This is a genomic window from Algoriphagus aquatilis, from assembly GCF_042657405.1.
In the GTDB taxonomy this organism is placed as follows: domain Bacteria; phylum Bacteroidota; class Bacteroidia; order Cytophagales; family Cyclobacteriaceae; genus Algoriphagus; species Algoriphagus aquatilis.
Window position 1 is genome coordinate 1 of record NZ_JBHSKS010000033.1, and the last position, 1,276, is coordinate 1,276.

Genomic DNA, 1,276 nt, shown 5'->3' on the forward strand with positions numbered 1-1,276 from the left:
GGTAATGTGGTCAAAAATAGTTGGTGACTTTAATTAGAAAATTTCTTAGAATCCCGTGCAGGTTTGAAGAGGACGTAAGCTCTGCTGAGGAGCAACTTACCAGCAATAAGATCTGCCAAGTGGAATGAAGGGGCTTCGTTTTTCGGAGCCCTTTTTTCATGCTTCATTCTTCTTGTTCTATGGCTAAGAAAAACCTTTTCTTCTGGCATTTTTGAAGTACAGATACCACCTCAGAAAGCTTTTTCTATTTCCTGTTGAGAGGCCTCTGTGGATAGTTAAATTGGTTTTTAAATGTCCAAAAAATGATTCTAGCCCGTTGGTGGATTTGGGGATTCTTGGATTATCCAGGTAGGTAAAAAGGTTGGGTAAGGCGCTTTTCAATACAGAAAAGGAACGCCTCAACAGTTTGTGTTTATACCAATATTTTCCGGTGATGGGATTGACCGTTTTTTCATGAACAAACTCATGTTGTCTGCCATCCCAGTTGGCCAGTTCGAGTAGCCAATAGCTGAGTTCCTGTTTGGATTGGACCAGATGCAGGGTGGAAATAATTCTTCGAAGTTCCTGCCCAGGAATACTCTTTGGATTGCTGGAAAGCCATATTCTGCACATTCGCTGGACATGAATTACACATCGCTGAAGAGTGACTTGAGGACAAACTTTGCGGATCGCCCTGAGCAATGCCCGATGTCCATCGCAGGTAATTGATTCGATCTGAACTCCAAGAAGCAGCAGATTTTCGAGGTCTTCTTTGAGCTCTTCGTATCGTTCTCCATCGCTGAACCGATAGAGCTGGGTGAATTTGATGGTGTTGTCCCGATACAAAATCAGGCATAAATCCTTGCTAAAATAGGTGCCGTCAATGAGCAGATTTACCCGCTCGGAAGGATAAACACTTAACCTCGGAGGTTCTTTCAGATAACCTTTAAAAAGTCGCTGAATGGTGCTTTTGCTCAGGCTAGTTTCAGTTACCAATTGCTCCAATGTGCGCTTTCCAACTACCCATTTTTCAAACCAAACAAACTGGTTGATTTTGGCTACAGAAGGGTTAGAACCAGTGAAGAGAATACCGCAGTTTTTACACTTATACCGCTGCTTGCCGGCCTGTTTTCCCCACTTGATTGAGTCAAGAAACCCACAGGCCCAACACCGCTTTTTTTGAAGTTTTCATGAAACAAAAAAACCTTATTGAAACCGCTTTCAATAAGGTCTTAATATTTAATTCAATATCAGATAGTTAGAGGGTGTTTCACCAACTATTTTTGACCATTAGATC

1 protein-coding gene is annotated in these 1,276 nt (G+C 41.9%); it reads right to left on the minus strand.

Features of this window, described 5'->3' with window-relative positions; genetic code table 11:
- Positions 1–183: 183 nt before the first annotated feature.
- Complete coding sequence (locus ACFPIK_RS18125; RefSeq protein ID WP_417281687.1) at positions 184–1,122, minus strand: IS256 family transposase, variant Zn-binding type; 939 nt, start codon at positions 1,120–1,122, stop codon at positions 184–186.
- Positions 1,123–1,276 lie beyond the last annotated feature (154 nt).